At 71.1% G+C, this 17,815-nt stretch carries 19 protein-coding genes; 2 read left to right on the forward strand and 17 right to left on the reverse strand.

Annotation, left to right across the window (positions count from 1 at the left end; genetic code table 11):
- Positions 1–144 precede the first annotated feature (144 nt).
- From ABZ794_RS00760 to ABZ794_RS00790, 7 genes are all read right to left on the reverse strand, one after another.
- A complete protein-coding gene (locus ABZ794_RS00760; RefSeq protein ID WP_357513542.1) occupies positions 145–687 on the reverse strand; it encodes a hypothetical protein in 543 nt (180 codons plus the stop codon).
- Positions 684–1,379, reverse strand: a complete 696-nt coding sequence (locus ABZ794_RS00765; protein ID WP_357513544.1) for a hypothetical protein — start codon at positions 1,377–1,379, stop codon at positions 684–686. Before ABZ794_RS00765 ends, ABZ794_RS00760 begins: the two co-directional genes overlap by 4 nt.
- A 187-nt stretch (positions 1,380–1,566) precedes the next feature.
- Positions 1,567–3,204 carry a VWA domain-containing protein gene (locus ABZ794_RS00770; protein WP_357513546.1) on the reverse strand — a complete coding sequence of 546 codons (1,638 nt, stop codon included), beginning with the start codon at positions 3,202–3,204 and terminating at the stop codon, positions 1,567–1,569.
- A 38-nt stretch (positions 3,205–3,242) separates the two neighbouring features.
- A complete protein-coding gene (locus ABZ794_RS00775) occupies positions 3,243–4,418 on the reverse strand; it encodes an AAA family ATPase (protein WP_357513548.1) in 1,176 nt (391 codons plus the stop codon).
- 350 nt (positions 4,419–4,768) lie between these two features.
- Positions 4,769–5,245 carry a hypothetical protein gene (locus ABZ794_RS00780; RefSeq protein WP_357513550.1) on the reverse strand — a complete coding sequence of 159 codons (477 nt, stop codon included), beginning with the start codon at positions 5,243–5,245 and terminating at the stop codon, positions 4,769–4,771.
- Positions 5,246–5,352: 107 nt separating this feature from the next.
- On the reverse strand, positions 5,353–6,447 hold the full coding sequence (locus tag ABZ794_RS00785; RefSeq protein WP_357513552.1) for a DUF4314 domain-containing protein: 1,095 nt from the start codon (positions 6,445–6,447) through the stop codon (positions 5,353–5,355).
- A 71-nt stretch (positions 6,448–6,518) separates the two neighbouring features.
- Positions 6,519–7,190: a hypothetical protein gene (locus ABZ794_RS00790; RefSeq protein WP_357513553.1), complete on the reverse strand. Its 672-nt coding sequence runs from the start codon at positions 7,188–7,190 to the stop codon at positions 6,519–6,521.
- Positions 7,191–7,403: 213 nt separating this feature from the next.
- Here ABZ794_RS00790 and ABZ794_RS00795 point away from each other — a divergent pair, with 213 nt between their 5' ends.
- Complete coding sequence (locus ABZ794_RS00795; RefSeq protein ID WP_357513555.1) at positions 7,404–8,243, forward strand: DUF4253 domain-containing protein; 840 nt, start codon at positions 7,404–7,406, stop codon at positions 8,241–8,243.
- Here ABZ794_RS00795 and ABZ794_RS00800 read toward each other — a convergent pair.
- The 9 genes from ABZ794_RS00800 to ABZ794_RS00840 form a co-directional block, all read right to left on the reverse strand.
- Entirely contained in the window at positions 8,203–9,348 is a 1,146-nt protein-coding gene (locus ABZ794_RS00800) for a M23 family metallopeptidase (RefSeq protein ID WP_357513557.1), read from the reverse strand. The genes ABZ794_RS00795 and ABZ794_RS00800 overlap by 41 nt on opposite strands.
- A gap of 114 nt (positions 9,349–9,462) precedes the next feature.
- The gene (locus tag ABZ794_RS00805) at positions 9,463–9,876 is read right to left on the reverse strand and encodes a hypothetical protein (RefSeq protein WP_357513559.1); all 414 of its coding nucleotides are present in this window, start codon (positions 9,874–9,876) and stop codon (positions 9,463–9,465) included.
- Between the two features lie 134 nt (positions 9,877–10,010).
- On the reverse strand, positions 10,011–10,409 hold the full coding sequence (locus ABZ794_RS00810) for a hypothetical protein (RefSeq protein ID WP_357513561.1): 399 nt from the start codon (positions 10,407–10,409) through the stop codon (positions 10,011–10,013).
- A 216-nt stretch (positions 10,410–10,625) separates the two neighbouring features.
- A complete protein-coding gene (locus ABZ794_RS00815; protein WP_357513562.1) occupies positions 10,626–11,210 on the reverse strand; it encodes a hypothetical protein in 585 nt (194 codons plus the stop codon).
- Between the two features lie 105 nt (positions 11,211–11,315).
- Positions 11,316–11,993, reverse strand: a complete 678-nt coding sequence (locus ABZ794_RS00820) for a GGDEF domain-containing protein (protein ID WP_357513564.1) — start codon at positions 11,991–11,993, stop codon at positions 11,316–11,318.
- 94 nt (positions 11,994–12,087) lie between these two features.
- Positions 12,088–12,999: a MarR family transcriptional regulator gene (locus ABZ794_RS00825; protein WP_357513566.1), complete on the reverse strand. Its 912-nt coding sequence runs from the start codon at positions 12,997–12,999 to the stop codon at positions 12,088–12,090.
- A gap of 156 nt (positions 13,000–13,155) precedes the next feature.
- Positions 13,156–13,548: a hypothetical protein gene (locus tag ABZ794_RS00830; protein ID WP_357513568.1), complete on the reverse strand. Its 393-nt coding sequence runs from the start codon at positions 13,546–13,548 to the stop codon at positions 13,156–13,158.
- Positions 13,545–14,177 (reverse strand): hypothetical protein, encoded by a 633-nt coding sequence (locus tag ABZ794_RS00835; protein ID WP_357513571.1) that lies wholly within the window; start codon positions 14,175–14,177, stop codon positions 13,545–13,547. Before ABZ794_RS00835 ends, ABZ794_RS00830 begins: the two co-directional genes overlap by 4 nt.
- Before the next feature lie 455 nt (positions 14,178–14,632).
- Positions 14,633–15,349 carry a hypothetical protein gene (locus ABZ794_RS00840; RefSeq protein WP_357513573.1) on the reverse strand — a complete coding sequence of 239 codons (717 nt, stop codon included), beginning with the start codon at positions 15,347–15,349 and terminating at the stop codon, positions 14,633–14,635.
- A 545-nt stretch (positions 15,350–15,894) separates the two neighbouring features.
- Here ABZ794_RS00840 and ABZ794_RS00845 point away from each other — a divergent pair.
- Positions 15,895–16,824 carry a hypothetical protein gene (locus ABZ794_RS00845; RefSeq protein WP_357513575.1) on the forward strand — a complete coding sequence of 310 codons (930 nt, stop codon included), beginning with the start codon at positions 15,895–15,897 and terminating at the stop codon, positions 16,822–16,824.
- 88 nt (positions 16,825–16,912) lie between these two features.
- Here the strand turns inward: ABZ794_RS00845 and ABZ794_RS00850 are convergent, their stop codons facing one another.
- Positions 16,913–17,788 carry a replication-relaxation family protein gene (locus ABZ794_RS00850; RefSeq protein ID WP_357513577.1) on the reverse strand — a complete coding sequence of 292 codons (876 nt, stop codon included), beginning with the start codon at positions 17,786–17,788 and terminating at the stop codon, positions 16,913–16,915.
- Positions 17,789–17,815 lie beyond the last annotated feature (27 nt).

A 17,815-nucleotide genomic window follows, 5' to 3' on the forward strand; every position in this document is an offset into this window, starting at 1 on the left:
GGGCGGTCTCGCCCGGGTGTCCCTACTTCTCTCACTTCTAAAACTCTTTGGGTTTGCGGGGGGGGGCCCCCCCCCGGGGGAGGGGGCCCCCGCGAGTCCGGGTGAACGGGATGGCCCGGCGCCGGGTGGGCGCCGGTGCGGTTGTCAGAGCTGCCTCAGCCAGGTCAGCACCGCGTCGATGTCGGCGCGGCGTAGCCCGTGGTACGGGTTGACCGGGCGGAGCAGGGTGGGCGCGCCGCCGGCGGTGCGCAGGTCGGCGGCGAAGCGGTCCTTGCCGCCGAACTCGTCGTCGAGGACGGCGAGTGGCCGCCGCGCGGCCCAGGCGTAGAGGGGGCCGAGTTTGCTCTGGTGGCCGAAGCGGATACCGCCGGCGTGGACGGGGACGTGCTGCCAGGTGGCCGGTAGGCCCAGCCGTGGCGCGATCCATTCGGCGGCGAGGTGGTTCCAGCTGGTGCACCACACCGGCTGGGCGTGGTTGGCCAGTTCCCGCAGCCACGGCCCGTGGTCGGGGTGGAGCCAGACGGTGCCGGTGACGTGCCGGCCTTCGGGGCCGGGCCCGTCGTAGCGGTGCGGCTGGTAGCCGAGCGCCGTGGCGTGGGTGGGGTTGCCGGGGTTGAGCACGCCGTCGACGTCGACGGCCACGATCGGTGCGAGGGTGGGGCGGGCCAGCGGTGGGGTGCTGGTCACGGCCGGGCTTCCTGGATGGTGACCGGGTGCAGGGGCACGATGAGCCGGTCGGCGGTGCGGCCGGGTCCGTCGTCGGGTTGCCAGGTGTCGGCGGCGGCGTGGGTGGGGAACGGGCCGACGGCGGCGAGCCGGCCACCGGTGCGGTCGAGCAGCACGAGGACGGCGGTGCGGGCGTCGTCGAGTGCGGGCCGTAGGGCCGCGGCGAGGTCGGTGGGCAGGTCGACCCAGCAGGTGGCGGGCAGGGCCGTGGCGGCGGGGTCGTGCAGCGGTGTGGGCCTGGTCGCGGCGAGGGTGGTGCTGCCGAGCGCGAGCGTCGCCGCGTGGGAGTCGGCCGCGGTGGGGCCGTTGGTGGGGCCGTGCGCGGCGAGGTCGCCGCCGGTGTGGACGGCGAGCAGCGTGTACGGGTCGCGGATCTCGAGTGAGTCGAGGATCGCGAGGGTGATCGTGTCGCCGGTGTGCAGGTCGGCCAAGGTGAGCATGACGGGCCGGCCGTCATGGTCCCGGTTCCAGGTGATGACGTCGAAGTGTTCGCTGGCGACGTCGCCGAGGCGTCGCCAGGCGCGATTGTCGGTGTCGAAGGGGTATTCGCTGTCGGTGCCGTAGCGCATGGGGTGGAACTCCTTGTGATGGGCGTCGTCGTATCGCGTCCGAGCCCGGTCGGTCAGGGCCAGTCGGGGACGCGACGTATCCACGCTTCGATGAGGCGGGATGGTCAAGTCGCGGACCGGCGGCGGGAAGCCGGCGGCGGGCCGTCCGATCCCGTGGCTGGGGTACGTCGTGAGACGCAGCGCGCGGCGCTGCCCGGCCGCAGCTCGGTGCAGCGCCGCACGCCGGGGTGGGATTGGTTTGCCGCCCGGACGGGTCGGGTCTGGCCGGGGTTCAGGCCTGGGCGAGCGCGGTGACGGCGGCGTCGGCGATCGCGGTGATGGCGTTGATCGGGTCGGTGACGGTCAGGGTGGTGGTGTGCGTGAAGGTGTTTCCCCAGATCTGGTCCGGGTCGGTTGCCTCGCCCGCGGTGGGCGGCTCGGCGGGGTGGAGCCACAGCACAGCGCAGCCGGCGCGGTGCAGGGTGGTGACGAGGCGTTGGCCGGCGGGGATGTCGTCGAGGTAGCCGTCGGAGACGACGGCGAGCATCCGTAGGGTGCGGCCGTGGCGCAGGTCGAGAAGGTGGTCGGCGACCTTGACCGCTTCGGGGAAGGTGGCGGTGGCGAAGTCGGTGCGCATGTGCAACACCTGCTTCGGGAAGGTGCGTGGAGGTACCAGGACGGTAGTGCGGTCGCCGAAGCCGATGGTGGTGGTCGTCGCGTCGGCGCGGCGGGCGGCGTGGGCGAAGATCCACGCCGCGGAGGACATCGCCTCGGTGTAGCGGTCCATCGAGCCGGACAGGTCGACCAGGATCGCCAGGTGCAGACGGGGTTTCTCGGGCGGTAGGTGGGCGCGTTGCTGCCACGGGGCGGCCGTTGGCAGTTGCCCGGCGGCGGTTTGCGCGTCGGCGGTGATGGCGTGGCGGGTGCGTAGCCGGCCGGGTGGGATCGCGGAGGGCCGCCGGCCGGGTTCGGGGTGGCTGGTGCGGGCCTGCCGTAGCCGGTTGGCGAGGTCGCGGGCCGCGCGGTGTTCCTGCTCGGTCGGGTCCCGGCGGTCCCACTCTGAGGGTGGGCTGTGCCGGCGGGCCAGCATCGATGCGGCGTACTCGGCCGGGGTGACGCCGGCGGCGACGGCGAGGTAGTCGACGAGGGCCGCGGCGAGGCGGCCGGGGAACAGGCCGGCGTCCGGTACGGGGGTGTCGTACTGCTGCTCGGGCTTGATGCCGAGGACCTGACACCAGCGGCGGGCCAGGCAGATCATGGTGTCGGCGTCGGTGTCGTCGCAGATCTGGGCCTCGCGCCAGATGTCACGCAGTTGGCGCAGGCGTTCGCGTCCGAGGACGCCGGTGACGGCAGCGCGGACGGGGCGGACGTCTTTGCTGGTGACGATGCGGGCGTCGACGCGGGCCAGCAGCAGGGCGGCGAGTTGCCCAGCGTGCCACGGGTCGTCGACGGCCGCGTCGTCAGGTGCGACGAGGGTTGTCACGACGTGGCGCAGCCAACGGCGGTCGCTGCGGCGGCGACCACGGTGGCGTCCTTCGGCCCGGGATTCCTCGAGCATGTGGGCGACGTCGGCGAGGATCGGCGGGGTGCCGAGCGGGGTGGTCCAGCGGCTGTGCGCGGCGTGCGCGGCGCCGTGTACGAGCAGCCCGTAGCCGGTGGGCACGAGGCGCTTGTGCCGGGCCTTCGTCGGGTCGGTGATGTCAGGGCGCTCGGCGATGTAGGTGGCGTCGACCTCGATGCGGTTGAGGTCCGGGTAGAAGCATTCGGGTGCGTCGCCAGCGGCGCCGGGGGCGACGAGGACGGTGAGGTCGGTACGGCCGGTCAGCAGCGGGACCTGTTTGGTCCACGCTGCGGACCAGTCATGCCAGTCGCTGGCGCCGGCCGGCGTCGGCGGTGCGCACTGCTGTAGGTGGGTGCTGGGGTGTGACACGGGGTTGGCTCCTTCCACGAATCTGAGGTGGATGGGGGTCAGCGCTTGCCGAGGGCGAGCGCGGTGATGGGCGTGCCGGTGTGCCGGGACAGGGCGGCGGTGACGTCGTCGCGGGCGTCCTCGGGGGCGATGCCGGCCAGGTTGGCCAGGGCGGCGGTCATGCCCAGGTGGTCGCGGACTGTGACGAAGCCGAGCAGTTCGCGTAACTGGGGCGCCCACACGGTCTTGCCCGCGGTCAGGTCGGCGTTGAGGTCGATCGCCGCGGCCACGACCTGCCTGGGGACGCCGAGTTGGCGGGCGAGGTCCCAGTCGGTGGTGACGTGCAGGTGGACGGTGAACCGGGAGGCCAGGGCCTCGGTGAGCACCGCGCCGTGCACGCCCGGGTTGTGGCCGGCGACGATGTAGAACCCGTCGACGGCCTGCACGGTCTCGTTGCCGTTGGCGGGGATGGTGATGACCCCGCGGCCGTCCATGGCCGGGTACAGCACGGCCAGGACGCGGGGCGGGATGAGGGTGGCGTCGTCGACCAGCAGCACCCGCCCGTCGCGCATGGCGGTGACGAGGGGCCCGTGGACGAACTCGTAGCCGCCGCCGGGGATCGGGTTGTAGGAGCCGAGGAAGTCGTCGACGACGGTGTCGCCGGTGCCGGCGACGGTGAGCAGGTCGGGGAACGCGGCCTCGACCATGGCGGTCTTGCCGGTGCCGGGCGGCCCGTATAGCAGCACCGGTACTTGCTGGGTGCGGAGTCGTCGCAGTTCCTCGACGTCCCAGCCCTTGCCGAGCCGCCGCGGGTGGTACAGCGTCCCGTTCGGTCGCGGTACCGGCGCGGGCCGCGCCTGCCGCCCACCACCAGTACTGCCGCCGGAGCGGGTGCGGGGTGCGGCGGGTGGCAGGGTGCCGGCGGCGTCGACGCCGGGCTGGGTGATCTGGAAGCGGTGGTGCGGGTCGCGGTGGTGGGTGGCGTGCCCGGCGGCCGCCATCTTCTTCAATGCCTCGAACACCGCCCCGGAGGACGGTGCGCCGATCGCCCGGGTGATCTCCCCGACCTTGAGGATGGTGTCGTGGTGGTCGGCCAGGTGCAGGGCCACTTTGCGGTAGAGGTAGCCGGACCGGCCGGAGGCGGCATCGGTCATGGGCGCCTCGCCGGTGCCGGCAGGGGCCGGGCCGTTCTGCGGCGGACCGGCCGGCGGGACCGGCGTATGTGGTGTGGTCATGGGTTGCCTCGATTCCAAGGGTTGTGCCCGCGCACCCGTCTCCGGGTGCGCGGGCGGCGGGTACCGCACAGCGGAGACGGGTGGGGCCAACCCCTGCCGGCCTGGTCGGGTCGTGCAGGTGGGCGACCACACCCCGGTGGTGCTGAAGGGTTACGGCGACACGTCGGGTCGCCGCTGGTACGTGCTGGTCGGTGTCGAGGCCGCGCGGGCGGTGTCGGCGCCGACGATGGAACCCCCGTCACCCCAATCGATCAAGTTGGATGGGTTGGCGGGTGTGGGATTACCGGGAGCGCCGGCCAACTACGTGTGCACCGTGAGGGCCGGGAGCGATGCGTGCGGTGCGGTCGTGGTCAGTCGGCGCAGCCCCGTTCGCAGCCCTGTGGGTCGCACTGCTGTCCCTTGGCCATCCGGGCCAGGGCCGGCCTGTCGTCGCCGTCGAGTTCGTCGAGAAACGGCCAGTCGAACCCGTCGGCGAACGCCTTGACCTTGGGCGCCCCGTACATCGGGTATCCGGCGCGATCCATCGCCGCCACGATGTCGTCGCGGCCGAGAAGCCAGGCGAGTTCGCCGAGCTTGTCCACCGACCGGCTCGCCGAGTTGCCCCGGTGGTCGATGATCTTCCCGATGGCGAATCGCAGGTAGTCCCGGGCGTAGGACTCGTGGTCGACCCGCTGGGTCCACTCACCCGGGCGGCGGGGGGTGAGGACCTGGCGGGCGTGGTCGAGATCGAGCGCCTCCACGAGCACCTCCTCCCGAAAACCGAAGATGTCCCAGCGGTTGGCCCGGAGAGCCCAGACCCGGGTGACGATTTCATCTTGGGCGCGCATGGTCACTGGCATCCCTTCCTGAAGGTCTCACCTGTCGTGGCCGGGTCGCCGCGGCCGATGCCGGCCCGGCTTCCGGTGACGCGGTGGGGCTTGGTCTGCGGGCCGGCCTACGCCTGATCGGGGTCGGGCAGGTCGCCGACTACCCGGTCGCAGGCGTACGGGTCGACGGCGTCCCAGCACCAGCTGCGGCCCATCACCACGTACCGGCCGTCGCCGTCCGGGGTAATGCGTTCGATGGCGTCGGGGTCGTCGAACATGGCGCGTTGGTCGGCGATGATCACGTCGCCGTCGAAGGACAGGTTGGCCAGCGCGCCGTCGACACGACAGTCCAGTTCGTCTGCCGGCACGCCCTCGTCCCGGAGGCTGTCGCGGTACTGGTCGCGATGCCGCTGCTGGTCGGCGACGATCGCCTCGGCCACCAAGCGGGTGCAGGAGAACACCGCCCACCCGTTCCAGTGCTCGATCAGGGTGCCAACGAACCCCACCTCAATGCGGTCCCTGCCGTCGGGGTCGGCGGTGCGCGCCCAGTCGCCTGCGAACACGCCGACGTCGCCGATACGGACCCGGTCGGGGCGCAGGTGGGATACATCGGAGCCGGTGGGGCTGGCCGCGAGGCGACACAGGTCGGCGATCCGGTCGGTGGCGGCGGTGTCGAAGGCGTCGCGGTAGACGGTCATCGCCTCGTCGCGCTGCTGGATGCGCAGCCCGAACCAGCCGCAGACGTCGCCGGTAGCGTCGGCGAACAGCTCCCATCCGGCGGTGTCGACCGCCTCTGCGGCGAAGGCGAAGCGGGGCAGGGCGTCGAGGACGGCGGGATCCCCATCGTCAATGCCGGCGCGGACCCGGCGGGCGGCCAGGCGGGTGTCGCCGGTGACTCGGGCGCCAATGGTGTCTTGAGCCCACCATTCGGCGGCGGTTCGGCCGGCCTCGGTGCCGCCGGCGCGCATCCGCTGCAGTGCGGCGGCCCATCCGGCGGCCTCGTCGACGGGCCCACCGGTGGGCGGCGGTGTGGTGGTGACCGGTTGGATGCGGTCGCCGGCGTCGAGGCACATCGACAGGGCCGAGCCGCTGTCCCAGGTGACCTCGACGATGTTCTGTTGCTGGTCGTGGCGGCGGACGGTGCCGGTGTCGCCGGGCCGCAGCCGGGTGTGCGGGTCGCTGGTGTGGACCAGGGCGACGCGCTGGCCGGGCTGGTAGGTCATGGTGCTCTCCGATCGGTGAGTGGACAGGCCGTCGCCGCCGGTGGGCGGCGGTGGCATTGGGGCGGGAGTCCTCATCGGGTGCCGCCTTTCGTGTCACCCGTCGTGGGGGCGTGCGGTGGCCAGGGCTTGCGGGTGAGGTGGGCACCGAACATCGGGTCGGTGGCGACCGAGGAGCCGCAGCGGGTGCAGCTGGTGGCGGTGTCGTGGCCGTAGCCGGCCATGGACGGCACCTCGACGTGGTCGATCTCGTCGACGGCACCGCAGACGGTGCACACGGTCATCTCCGGGCCGCCCTCGTCGAGGGCGGGTGCGGTGACGAACAGGTCCTCGATCGGGTCGAGGTGGTGGACGCTGTGCCGCAGCCAGCGGCCGTGGACCGTCGCCTCGTACACCACCAGCAGCCGCTGGTCGGGGCGCAGCAGGTACATCCACTCGTCGAACCCGTCGAGGTCCTCCCGCAGCGAGCCCTGCCGGATGGTGCCGTTTCCGGTGACGGCCGGGTAGCCCAGCCCCGCTACGGGCGGCTGTCGGTGCCATCGCCGGGGCTTGGGGTTGACGGCGAGGCTCCACCAGTTGCGGGCCAGCAGCGCGGCGGCCATGGCCACGGTGTCGCGGCCGAACGTGTCGGTCCAGATCCGGCGCAGCAGCGGCATCAGGACCTCCGGGTCCTCGCCGAGCTGGATGGACCGGGCGGTGTACCTGCCGCGAAACGCGGCCACACCGATCAGCGCGGGTGTGCTCACGTGCATCTCCTCCTCAAAGGACGTGGGGTTACGCGGTCGTCCCGGGTGGGACGACCGCCGGACTTGGATGGCATGGACCCGCCGGTACTGCTCGCGGCCGTCGCGGATGACCGCAGTACTCGAACCGCGCGGTGTTCCTCCCAGCGGCCACCTCCGGTGACAGAAGGCTGCGGCTGAGGCGGGCATGTCGGTGCAGGGAATTACCGTGCTCGTATGGCTGCACGGATGGACGACGCCAGCGACATCGCGGCTGCCCTGCGGGGGACTGCTCTTCAGGGCCACCCCGTGGGCGAACGGCTCGGCGGCACCTTCCTGGTGGAGCAGGTCGATCCTGCTCGGCTACTCGATGCGTGGCAGGCTGCTCATGCGGCCACGCCGGCTACCGGTCGCTGGCCCGTCTTCACGTTGCCGGGCGACCTCGACCACGAACCGGATGCTGATGAGCTCGCCGAACTGGACCGGGTGGCTCGGACACTGGATCCGTGGTCGGTGTATCAGCGATACGGCCGCGAGGACGCCCAGGACCACGGAGACGTGGAACGCTATGTTCGGGCGTTTCTGGGTGACGACATGGCGGCCTCGGCTCTCGAGCAGCTGGCCCTGCCCACCACCGCGACAGCTCTACAGCGGTGGACCTATGACACCCTCCTCGCCGAGCCGGAGCTCGCCTCCCGAGCCTTCAGCGGGTGCGAATACCTCGTCGGCACCGCCCGATGGCACACCTGGCCCGAGGAGCAGCTGGTGCTGCTGCCCACGACGTCGCAGTGGCTGGCCCCCGCCTGGGTGCCCTACTTCGGAGCCGCCCGCGACAACGGCATTCCAGCGTTGGCAGCGGCCATGTGGCAGTGGGATCAGCGATGGGGCGCCGCCCTCATCGCCGCCTGGGGAACCATGCTGCAGCTCACCGCGCAACGCCGCCCGCAGCCCGGCCCGCAGGCGTGGGAGCTCGCCGGGCAACTGATGGCCGTCGGTGGCAGCTTGCAATGCGAACAGTGGCAACTCGCGATCGCCCTTACCCGAGGCGACGCATGGTTCCTGCACGACCGCCCCTGATCGGCGCCCCATCACCGTCTGCCCGCCCAAGCGGGACGTTCTGAGCGGCCATGAAGGGCACCGGGTCGATCGCGCCGTTCGGACTGGCATCGCCGTTGTGGTGCACCTCGTAATGCAGGTGCGGGCCGGAGCTGTGGCCGGTGGAGCCGACGACGCCGACGGGCTGCCCGACGGCGACCGGCTGCCCGACCGTCACCATCGGGAGTTGGTCCATGTGGCAGTAGCGGCTGAGCAGGCCGCCAGCGTGGTCGATGTCGACGTACCAGCCGCACCCGCGCGTGCGAGCGGGGTCGCCGTCGCGGTCACAGCCCCAATCGGCGCCGGTGTCGGCGTAGACGGCGTTGCAGCGCACGGTGCGGACGGTCCCGGCGGACGCGGCGCGGATGATGGTGCCGCGCGAAGCGCCGAGGTCGACGCCGTCGTGACCGGGCCGCTCCAAGCTACGAAAGCCCGACCCGACAGGGGCGAGGACCGGCTGCGTCCACGGACCGGTGGCCCCGCACCCGGCCAGGCCGTCGGTGGGTAGGCCGGCGGTGTCGGCGATCGCGGCGACCAGCTGGGTGGCCGGTCCCTCCCATATCGCGTAGGCGTCGGGGAAGGCACTGACCTGCACGGCCTGGGCGGCCTCGGTGAGCGGCATCGCCTGCCAGCCGCGGATCGTGGCCAGCTCGTCGAAGAACTTCTCCGACGCGTAGACGGGGTCCTGAAGCTGAGCGGGAGTGCCCCACCCTTGGCTGGGGCGCTGCTGGAACAACCCGACCGAATCCCGGTCGCCGCCGGCCAGGTTCCGCAGGCTGCTCTCCTGCATGGCGGTGGCGACCGCGATCACCCAGCCGCGCGCTGGTAGCCCGAGGCGAGCGCCGGTGGTGACGGTCGCAGCGGCGTTGCCGACCTGGTCGCTGTCCCAGTCACCGATCGCCGGCCACAGGATCGGCGGCCCGGTTGGCGACGCCGTGCTGTCTGACGTGGACCCGAGAGAGGTGACCATAGGGACGCATCCGGCGGTGGCCGAGCCGCCGGCGAGGAATCCGCCGAGCCCACCGGCGCAGAGGATGAACACGGCGACGAGCGCCACCGCGACTGACACCAGAGATCGGAGCTTCACGTCGGCCCCCAGCGGCCGAGGGGATAGGTGAGGTAGGGAGCGCGGCAAGGCGTCAAGTGGCGCTGGACGAGGGGAGAGGCGTGGCCGGGCATGACTGGTCCTCCTGGTTGCCGGCTAGCCGAGGCTGTGGACACCGACCGGATCGCCGTCGCCGGTGTGCACGGTGACGGTGTCGTCGGCCGGGCTGATCACGTAGATCCACGAGGCGTCGAGGTCACCGGCGCGGCTGAGCGGGAAGACGGTGGCGGGCTCCGGCTCGGTGTCGTCGAACGTCACGCCGACACCGCCGACGGGGTGCTGGTGGGGCAACGACCGGGTGTCGGGGGTGACGTCGGATCCGAGGTAGTACCAGTCGTGGGCGAGGACCGCGTCGATGAGGGCTTGGGTCTCGCGGCGGGCGGTGGTGGCCCAGATGCTGCGTAGTTGCGCGATGAGCGCCAGGGGGTAGCCGTCGAAGTGGACGTAGCGGGCGTGGACGGTGTTCGGCTGGGCGGGATCGATGGCGCTGACGTAGCAAATGGTTCCCACGGGTCGTGTCTCCTCGTCGTGCGGCTTGTTCGGGTACGGCGATGACCGCGCGGCCGTGGTGGGCCACGCGGTCGAAGGTCGTGAGGTTCCTTGGTTCGGGCCGGGCGGCGTTTGGTCGTTGCGTGTGGGCGCGGCTACGCGGCGTAGGCGGCGGTCAGGGTCGCGCCGGGGACGCGGCGGGGAAGCCGCTGCGGGACCCGCGGCAGTAAATGCGTGGCAGCGGCGGCGAGACCGTTGGCGAACCAGCCGACGAATCCGAGGGAGTCGCGGGCCGGCCGTTGTGGTGTGGGTTCACGAGTGGGTGCCGGCTGTGGCGGTTGTGTGGCTCGCGCGGCGCGCATCGCCCGTTGTGCCTGCCTTGCGGCCGAACACGGCCCGCTCTGGTCGGCGCACTGCAGGTTGGCGCACCGGTTGCCGGGTCCGGGTTGGTGGGCGGTGAGGACGTCCACGGCCAGCCGCCACAGCAGGGGGTCGGTGACGTCACGGGGGAGGAGAGCGCGGTGGGACGGTCGGGTTCGGCTGCGGTCAGACATGGCGGGTGACCTTCCGTCGCTGTTGTGGGCAGGGGTCACCGTCCGGTCGGGGCCGGTCGTGTTATGCCTGATGGCCGCCCCGGACAATGACCTGATTGATCGACGCTTCTCTCTCGATGAAGGTCAAGTCGTCTGCCTGGGGTGGTGCCGTAGGGCACGGTGTGCGGGGCGCGGGTGAGGTCGGAACCCCGCACTCCGGCGGGGCAACGGCGGCCGTCAGGAGGCCGCCGGCGTGATTCGGCCGGGACTGCTGGTGGTCTGGACGAGACGCGCCAGTGCGGAGCGAGTGGCCGCTGCGTCGTGGTCGACGTGGTCGTCAACGCGGACCACGGGGTGCGGTTCGCCCCGCAGCCTCGTGATCCGGTAGCCGCGGCCGTCGACGTCGACCGCGTCAACGCGGCGGATCTCGTGCAGGTCGTCGGACTCGACGAGGACGTCCTCGTAGCAGACGGCCCAGGCCAGCAGGCGCAGTCCGGGGGTGGGCTCGGCGAGGAGGTTCGTGATCAGGCCGATGTCGACGCAGGCCGCGAGGGTGGGCCGGGCGACCGGCTGGTTGCTGTCGAGCGCGGTGGCGAGGTCCGGCAGGAGGTCGGCGAGTCCGGCGCGGTAGCGGCCCATCCGGGTGTCGTTGAGCGGTAGGTGCACGGCGCGGATCTGGCGTCTCGTGCCGTGCAGTGCGGTTGGGGCCGGCCGGTCCTGGACAAGCAGCAGGAGCGGCGGGCGGCCCCAGCCGAGCAGGTCGGCGCTGGCCTCAAGGTGCAGCAGGCAGCCGGTCAGGGTGTGGACGGTGTGAAAGGACATCACGGGGATCGGGCTCCTTGACATACGCGAAGCCCCGCAGGCCGGATCGGCCTGCGGGGCTTCTGGTGCGTGCGGGGACGTGGTGCGGTTGGCGCCGGGGGCGTGTTAGCGCAGGTCGCGGTAGCGGATGACGGCTCCCGGCGGCGTGGCGTGGTCCGGGTCGTGGGCGCGGACGCCGCAACGTATGCGTTTGGCCAGGTACATGGCCTGGTCGGCCGCGTGCAGGAGGTCGCGGGGCAGCATGTCCGGCTCGGCGAGCGCGTAGCCGACGCTGGCGGTGACGATCACCTGCTGCCCGGCGATCTCGTACGGGAGCTCCGAGATGCGCCGGTGGGCGGCCTCGGCGGCAATCTCGACCTCGCCGTCGTCGCCGTGCACGACGAGGGCGAACTCGTCACCGGCGAGATGCGCGGCCAGGGCTACCGACGGCCCGAGGGCCCTCAGGCGGCGCCCGACCTCGCGCAGCAGGTCATTGCCGTGCTCATGGCCGTAGGTGTCGTTGACCTGCTTGAACCGATCCAGGTCGATGAGGACGAGCCCGAGCGGTTCCCCGAGCGAGAACGTGGCCTCAAGGTTGTTCCACAGGGCCCGCCGGTTCGGCAGGTCGCTCGTGTCGTTGTGCGTGGCCAGCCGGTGCCAGTAGGACCGGTCACGGTCGCGGGCAGCCAACGCCTGCCGCTGATGGTGAATGATGTGCCGCTGCCGGGAGAACAGTGCCGCGGCGACGGCGAGACCGGCGAGGACTCCGCCGGCCGCCGTGAGGTACGAGCTCAGGTGACACACTTGACGTCGCTCCTTGTCTGTTAAGGAGCACCGGGGCGGGCGTGGTTCCGCCAAGTTCGACGCCCGCCCCGGGCTACCAGCGGTAAGGGGTCTGCTAGGTGGTTGCCGGGGCGAGTTGGAACGTCGCTGGCCTCTCGGCGACCTGAACGGCGACACCGTCGGCGACGAGCTTGTGCACGGCGTTGACGACCGCGCCCGCGCTGGCCTTGGCCGAGTCGGTGCCCTCGTTCGCCTGGTCGATGGCCTTGCACAGTTCGCTGGTCTTGAACGGCTGCCCGGGATGGGCTTCGAGGACGTCGAGGATGGCCCCGCGCAGGCTGCCCTTGGACCGGCGCGGCTTCCCGCCACCTGACGCGCTCGGTGCCTCGGACGGCCTGCTGGGCGCAATGGGTTCGTCGCTGTCTGTCGGGTCCAGACTGGGCCCGGGTTCTGTCTGACCAGACGCGTCGGCCGCGGGCGGATTCTCGGCGTCGGCCGGGGAAGCCTCGCTCGCCTCCGTTGTGGTCGGTGCGTCGGGGACGTGGTCCGGCTTGGCGGGTGGGTCCTGTAGGGCTGGCCGGCTCACGTCGCTGTCCGGCGCTGGTGGGCGTCCGCCGTCCGGCTGGAGACTGGTCGACTCGTCGTCCGGGCTCGCCGCCATGGCGGTGTTCGCCGCCTCTGCCGGTCCGGGGGCCTCGTCCGGTGCGTGAGCCTCGTCGCCGTTGTCGTTCGTCAGTGCGGGGGGCGGGTCGCGCCTGGCGTCGGTCGTGGTCGCCGGCGGGTCGCCGCTGTCGGTGTTGGTCGCCGGGTTCGGCAGGTGCCGCCAGAGCGTGCGGCCGTCGTCGGCGCGCAACGGTTCGGCCTGGCCTGCTTCTGCCAGGGTGCGAAGTCGTTTGGTGGCCGTCGAGTAGCCGACGCCGGCGCGCTGCGCAATCGCGGCGGCCGTGTCCTGGCCAAGTGCTGCCAGAGCGGCGGCGACCTTGTCGAGGGCGCTTGGCACTCCGGTCTGGTCGGTCGTCTTGTCCATGAGTCCTCCCTGTGCCTGCTGTTGCGTCTGCCGGGATGGGGGCGTGCACTGATCCACGCTTCGACAGCGCCTCGTAATCAAGTGCGCTGACCGGATCTCGGGATGCCGTCGACGCTCGGGCGGAACCTGCCAGGCCCCGTGCTGTGGGCGGTGGGGCTATGGCTGGCCGAAGACGTGGTCGCAGCGACTCGGCTCGACCGGTAACCACGGCAGGCCCCAGCCGATCCGGTACCGCCCGCCGGTGGGCTCGACGAGGTGGACGCCGCCGCCGAGGGACACCGGACGGGCGATGGTGAGGGTGTGTCCGTCGAAGCCGACGGTGCGCCAGTCACCGCCGACGTAGGTGGCCATCGCGCTGAACGTCTGGGTAAGGGCGGTCACGGCCTCGTGGTCGAGGGTGAGCTCGAAGCTGCCGTTCCACCAACCGGTCACCGTCGCGAGGTAGCCCTCGTGATAGCGGTGGAAGCCAGGCACCGGTTCGTAGCGCAGCCACCGACCGGAGAAGACGGCTGTGCTGCCCTGACGCGGCGTGTAGTCAGGCGTCGTCACCGCTGGCCCTCCTGCCGGTCGGTACCGCAAGCGGTGGGGGAGGCGCCGGGGTGGCTCGTGGCCGTGACCGTGCGGGCGCTGGACCAAGCGACCCCTGATGCCTGCGCCGACTGGGCGAGCCAGTCGGCCGCGTCCTGCAACCATGCGCGGATGTCTTCGACGGCGTCGATGACCTCGCTGCGCCCTTCGCTGTCACCGAGGCTGGTGAGGTGTGCCTGGCGGGCCTGGTCGAGGAGATAGGAGCCGGTCTGTGCGTGCACCCGGGCGAGCAGCCGGGTGCTGCGGTGTAGGTGCCCGATCAGGGATGCGACGTCGGAGGGTGCCGGCAGGGTGAGCAGCGCGCTGAACGGGCCGGTGGCCGTGTGCAGCCAGCGGCTGAGGTGCTCGGCGGCGGTGATGGCGCTACCCAGTCGGGCGGGTTCGTAGGGACCGTCGACGGCGAACAGGCGGCTCATCTCGTCGAGCCAGGTGTTGGTCTGACTGTCGACCGGAAGCGGGTCGGCGACGAGCGCCGGCTGGGAGTGTTGGCCGTCGGCAGCCGCGCAGATGGGGCTGTTGTCCGCCAGATGCCACCACGGGATGCCCCCGCGGTAGGCGTTGGTCCAGTGCGTGGCGGGTTGGTCTGCCACCGGCTCATCGCAGACGGGGCAGATCGGAAGGTGAATCATGTAGCGGTGTCCCTTCAGACAGGGTGATGACGGCGACCCGGGCCTGGTCGCCGACGGCTCGGGGCGGTGCGTAGGGGTTGGTGCCGGCGCTCGCCGGCGCGCAAGAGGGAAAGGGCGGCCCTCTCGCTGGCCGGCAGCGCAGTCAGCGCCCCTGCCAGGGGCGGCTGGCACGCCGGGGCGAGATGCGGCGGCTCGCGGGTATCTGCCGACACCGTGAGCCGGTCGCCAGGATGGTGAGCAGGGTGGTGCGCCAGTGCTCGGCGACCCGAAGCTGCGCGGTGAGGTGCGCGTGGATGGTTAGGGGTTCGCGGCGCTGCGTCGCGGGGCGCGGACGCAGGTGGCGGCGAGGCGCTCGACCTCGTCGGGCGGGAACATGGCGGGCCCGTCGGGCGTGTTCTCCTTCTTGGCGGGCTCCGTCAGAGCGCGACCGCGAGCAGTCGCTGGTCGGGGTCGATGGCGTCGAGCAGCCGGTTGGCCTGTTCGAGGTAGGTCACCCGGTCGGCCATGGCGTCGCTGGCCGGGGCCAGCTTCGCCCCTTCGGCGGTGATCAGCGCGTCGCCCGCCAGGGCGGTCAGGGCGCTGTGGTGCTGGTAGGCCATGCAGCCGGCCTGGTACATCTCCAGTTCGCTGAGGCGGATCTGCCCGGCGCCGTAGGTGGCGGCGTTGTGCATCCGGATGGCGTTGACCCGGGGCTGATGGGTGAAGTCCGCGACGGCCGTGTCCCACGGGTACTGCTGCGGGTCCGCCAGGTGGCGGGCCTCGTAGACGTGCCACGCAGTGGCGTTGCGGGTGCCGTGCACCGCGCGGCTGAACAGTTGGTGGCGGATGCCCGCCCCGACACCGGCGGCTTGGCGCATACCGGTCAGGTCGAGCAGTCGCGCTGGTCCGCCGGCGCAGTAGGCCGGGCGGCCCTTGCGCAGTCCGAACATCTGGCCGCGCTGCCACAGGCGCAGGGCGGGGCTGGCCCAGAAACGGGGCGACAACGTGCCCTGCACACCGAAGTTGCGGTCGAGCTGGTGTGCGGTCAGCGACTCGCGGGGCAGGTCGCCCGGCACACAGACGATCATGGTGCGGATCGTCGCCGTCAATGTGACAGCAGGCGAGGTTGCTTTCCGGGTCGGGTTCTTAGGCATGAGTGGTCCTCCTTGGGGGTGGGCGCGTTAGGGCGCGCGGAGATGACCGGCCCACTGGGTGGGTGAATCGGTTGCGGAAGAGGTGCGGGTGCGGGTTGGTGCGGTGCGACCTGGGGTCGCCGCGCGGCGCGGCGCCGACCGGCCCCGGAAGGGGCGGGTGGGCGAGGCGCACCGGTAGGTGCGGCGGTGGTACCGAGGTGGGACCGGACCGGGGTGGAGATTATGAGGGGGTGTTGTGCCGTGAACGGTAGCGGCCCGTTCTGTCAGGCCGATCCGACGAGTTGATCGCCGGAAAGTGGGATTGACCTGCGCTGTGAGACACTCCGGCTCACGGCAGCCGTCCTCGGCGCGGACGCTGTGAGCCTTCACGGCGCTCACAGATGATCCTGTTTGCTGACAGACGTCGACGACAGGTGGCCTGCCGGAGGTGCTGACTGAAGGCGGCCGTGTGTCGACCGGGCTTGTCGGTTGCCCGTTGACGCGCCGATCGTTCCACGGACATTCCTGGGCCCCAGACGCTTGGTACCACGAGAGATAATCGCTGAATGCCATCGCTCGGGTCGCCGCAGGATCGAGATCTGCCGCTGTTTACCTATGGTTTGCTGAGGCCGGGCGAGCTAGCGTTCAGTCTGATCGAGCCACTCGTCAGCTGGCACGTTGAGGCCACCGCAGCCGGTGTGATCAGAATGCGTGACGGCCTGCCGTTGTTGGATCCCTCGGCTACCGGGCATGTCCACGGCTCTCTTCTCTACTTTCCTACGGGCAAGGTCGATGAGGCCTGGCAGATCGTGGCCAGCTTTGAGCCAGGTACCCAGTACAGGTGGAGGACCACCAAAGCCATGACTGAAGATGGCCGGAGCACCGATGCCAACGTTTCCGCTGGTGCCAAGCTGCAGAGCGGAGTTTCTGGAGATCCAGTACACGAATGGTCGGTCAGTCACGATCCAGTGCTTAGTGAGGGACTGGCCGAGGTTCGAAGGCTTGTGTTGGAGGCGGCGCCGAATGGCGTGCCGGCGCAATCGGATGCCCCCGATCTCTGGCGCCAGCACTTCCGCCTCCAAGCGTCCTACCTCTTGCTGTGGAGCGCCGTCGAACGGTACACGGCGCTCCGCTACGGGCCAGCGCTAGATCCCTGGCCTCGCGTTTGTCGGTTGGACAGCGACCTCGCGTTTCAAGACGCGCTCCGGACCGTGAACGCGGAGCCCGGCAGTGTTGTGGACAGCCGAGACCCCTCTGACAAGGTCACGTTCAAGCAGGACTTCACCGGTGCCGCTCGGTACTACTACCAAGTTCGTTCGAACGTGTCTCACCGCGGGAAGGGCGCGTTTCGGGACGCACGCCTGGTGCTAAAGGCCGTTGTCGAACTTCATGACGCACTGGTGGTCTTGCTGTCCCGGTATGTCTCGCCCCCTGTGCAGTCCGGTTCGAGTGAGGTCCGGTTACGGCACCTTTTGCCTATTGCTGAGCGGGCGTGACGGGTTCGCCGGTGTGATGAGGTGCGAACGCCGGATGGGAGGTGCCACCTATCGGTGGTAGCCCACAACTGGCCTGCGGTGTGAGTCTCTACAGGTCATCGAAGCGCTGCGGGTTGGTGACCGTGTCGGGGCCGTGGTCGCAGGGCAGCTCGTGCAGGTATCGCCGGTGGGCGGGGTCCGAGACGAGGGTCCACACCCGACCGGCCGGGTCGGGGCCGTGGATGGCGGTGGCGATCGGGCTGGCGGTGCGCAGTCCGGCGAGCACTGCGAGGAGGCTGGCCTGGCGGCGCCGGCTGGGGACCCAGAACAGCACGGGGTAGCGGGGTCCGAAGGTGGTGAGGCGTTCGTAGCCGCGCAGTTTGGCCACGACCCGGGCGAGGTTTTCGGTGTCGTTATCGTGTTCGAGGAAGAAGCCGGTCGAGGTGTCGCCGACGGTCCAGACGCCGTGCCCGTCGGGGCGGATGCCCGCTTGGGCGTAGACGGTGGTGGCGTGCTGTTCAGACCACCAGCGCGACAATTGGGCGTCGGGTGTGTGGCGGGCGGTGGCGATGAGGTCGGTGAAGAACTGGTTGACGCCGAGCAGGTGGTTGACCTGGCCGCTGGCGGCGATCCGCTTGGCGCGTTCCAGGGAGCTGCGCGGCGTTTTGCCGCTGGTGCCGGTGGGGTCGTGGTAGACGGTTGGGTGTAGCTGCAGTCCGACGGGGCCGAGGGTGTAGAGCAGTGATCCATAGCGGCCGTGGGCGCCGCTGCGGCCGAATCGGTGCAGCACGTCGAGGCGGTGCAGGATCGTCAGCCGTCGTTGGGCGGTGCGCCGGGTGTCGAATAGGGCGCTGGTGATTTGGTCGGTGGACAGCAGGTAGTGCTCGGCGAGCAGGGTCAGGAGGGCGTGGTCGCGGGGGACGATGCGACCGAAGACGGCTAGGGGATCGGGGTTGCGGGAGGCGGGGGGTACACGGGAGTACACGACGGTTGCTCCTGGGCAGGATGGGGT

Source organism: Micromonospora sp. NPDC047187 (genome assembly GCF_040643355.1).
Lineage (GTDB): Bacteria > Actinomycetota > Actinomycetes > Mycobacteriales > Micromonosporaceae > Micromonospora > Micromonospora salmantinae.